The organism is Actinoplanes sp. NPDC048791 (assembly GCF_040650095.1).
GTDB lineage: Bacteria > Actinomycetota > Actinomycetes > Mycobacteriales > Micromonosporaceae > Actinoplanes.
This window is the reverse complement of sequence record NZ_JBEZGQ010001131.1, coordinates 1-2,493: the sequence shown is the minus strand read 5'-3', so window position 1 is coordinate 2,493 and position 2,493 is coordinate 1. Positions and strand designations below refer to the sequence as shown.

At 71.3% G+C, this 2,493-nt stretch carries 3 protein-coding genes; 2 read left to right on the top strand and 1 reads right to left on the bottom strand.

Translation table 11 applies throughout. The features are described from left to right. Positions 1-120 precede the first annotated feature (120 nt). Complete coding sequence (locus AB0C29_RS43220; protein WP_360833432.1) at positions 121-510, bottom strand: hypothetical protein; 390 nt, start codon at positions 508-510, stop codon at positions 121-123. A 334-nt stretch (positions 511-844) separates the two neighbouring features. Between AB0C29_RS43220 and AB0C29_RS43215 the strand changes: the two genes are divergently transcribed. Then, positions 845-1,591 (top strand): MBL fold metallo-hydrolase, encoded by a 747-nt coding sequence (locus tag AB0C29_RS43215; RefSeq protein WP_360555203.1) that lies wholly within the window; start codon positions 845-847, stop codon positions 1,589-1,591. Positions 1,592-1,652: 61 nt separating this feature from the next. Beyond that, positions 1,653-2,493, top strand: an 841-nt coding sequence (locus AB0C29_RS43210; protein ID WP_360833430.1) for a glycosyltransferase, incomplete at its 3' end; no start/stop codon positions are given.

Below are 2,493 nucleotides of genomic sequence, written 5' to 3'. Positions count from 1 at the left end.
TGACCAAACGGCGGGGCCGCCCCCCCCCCCCGCCCGCTCAGCCTTGGCCGAGCCGGCGGGCGCCGTGGGACACCCGGGCGGGCGCCGCGCTTCAGTGGCGCCGCACGGGAGCGGTCGAGTTCAGTAAGCCACGGCCAGCATGATGTCCGCGATCAGGGGCAGGGCCGCGGCCAGCAGCAACAGCCACGGCAGCACCCGTCGGTGGATGGAGAGAAACGCTCCCACCGACAGGGCCACGCTGACCATGCCGAGGAAGGCCAGCACCGGCACGTACCAGCCGGGCACCCCGCCGCCGATCTGCGAGACCAGGCCGCGGATGCCGATGCCGACGCCGGCCAGGCCCAGCAGTGACGCGTACAGGGACATGGCCAGCAGCCGCCGGGTGCCCGGCGCCGGGTCGTCCGGGGTGGGGAAGCGGAAGTAGACCTCGCCGTCGATGTCGTCCATCAGGTCGGCCGGACCTGGTTCCCAGCCGAACGGGACCACGTCCGGCGCCGGAGACTCCTGCACCGGGACACGAGTCCGTCTCGGCTCCTGCACGCCCGTCGTCGCCACTGCACTCCTCCGTTTGACCCTGGTGGTCCTTCACGGTGTGCAACGAATGCGACTCACGTGGCGTAACGGATGGGATAATGATGCAGGTCACGACCGGTGTGACCTGCGTTGTCGATTTCGCGACAAATCGATCAGACATTTAGCCGACGTGCTGGCCCCGGCGTAGGCTGCGCAGCGTGATTGACTGGTCTGCCGTCTCGACCAAGGACCGTTTCCTGGGGGCAAAGGACTTTCAAGGAGCATGGGTCTTGGCCGAGTGGACGACCGAGCGTGAACCAGAGGAACCCGCATGCGACTGACCGTTCTCGGCTGTGCCGGCAGTTTTCCCGGCCCCGAGTCGGCTTGTTCGGCCTACCTCGTGGAGGCGGAGGGGTTCCGGCTGCTGATCGACTTCGGGTCCGGTTCCCTGTCGGCCCTGCAGCGGTACGCGGGCATCGGGGCCGTCGACGCGATCATGCTGACCCACCTGCACTGCGACCACATGCTGGACGCGTGCACCTACGTGGTGGTGCGCCGCTACGCCCCGGGCGGCCCGCTCCCGCCGCTGCCCGTGTACGCCCCGATGGGCGCCGCCGAGCGCATCTCAGCCGCCTACAGTGCCGAGAACGAGCCGGTCGACGACGTGTACACGTTCTACGGTTTGCAGCCGGGCACGTTCCCGATCGGCCCGTTCACCGTGACCGCCGACCGCGTCAACCATCCGATCGAGACGTACGGCGTCCGCGTCGAGCACAACGGCCGGGTGCTGGCGTACTCGTCGGACACCGCGCCGTGCGACGCCCTGCTGCGCCTGGCCCAGGGCGCGGACCTGTTCCTGTGTGAGGCGAGTTACCTCGACGGCGTGGTCAACCCGCCCGACCTGCACCTCACCGGCGGCGAGGCGGGGGAGGCGGCGACCAAGGCGGACGTCGGCAAACTGCTGCTGACCCATCTGGTTCCCGCCTGGGGCAGTGAGGCCTCTACTGTGGAGGCCGCGTCCGCCGCGTTCGTGGGTCCGGTGGAGGTCGTGCGACCCGGCTCCCGCTACGATCTCTGAGCTTGCCGAGGGGACGGCACGAGCGGACCACCGACCTCGAAGTGACCTTGGAGTGCCTTGCATGACCGGTCGATCAGTGGGTGAACGCAAGCTGCGTATCGTCCGACTGGCGAACTTCGTCTCACCTCGTTCGGGCGGGTTGCGCACCGCGCTGCGCAACCTCGGCGAGGGCTATCTGCGGGCCGGCCACGAGCCGATCCTGATCGTGCCGGGGCGGGAGCGCTCCGACGAGATGACCGAGCAGGGCCGGGTCATCACGCTGCCCGGCCACCGGGTGCCGCGCACCGGGGGCTACCGCGTGCTGGCCGGCCGGCGGGAGCTGACCGGGCTGCTGGACGGCCTGCAGCCGGACCGCATCGAGGTCTCCGACCGGGCCACCCTGCGCTGGACCGGCCGCTGGGCCCGGGAGCGCGGGGTCGGCTCGATGATGGTCTCCCACGAGTCCCTGGCCGGCCTGCTGGGCGTCTGGGGCATGCCGCACCGCGACTCGCTCGCCGACCGGCTCAACCGGCGTACGGCCGAGGTCTTCGACCAGATCGTCTGCACGACCGCCTTCGCGGCGGCGGAGTTCCGCCGCCTCGGTGTGCCCAACCTCGTCGAGGTGCCGCTCGGCGTCAACCTGCGTCAGTTCCACCCGAGCCGGGCCGACGCCGCCGTCCGGGCCCGCTATGCCCGCCCGGAGGAGCTGCTGGTCGTCTACTGCAGCCGGCTGTCCGCCGACAAGCGCCCCGAGCTGGCCGTCGACACCATCGCCGCGCTGCGCGCCGCCAAGGTGCCCGCCGTGCTGGCGTTGGCCGGCGACGGCTCCCGCCGGGCCGCGCTGGCCTACCGGGCGGCCCGGCTGCCGGTGCGGTTCGCCGGGCACATCTCCGACCGCGTCGACGTCGCCGCGCGGCTGGCCC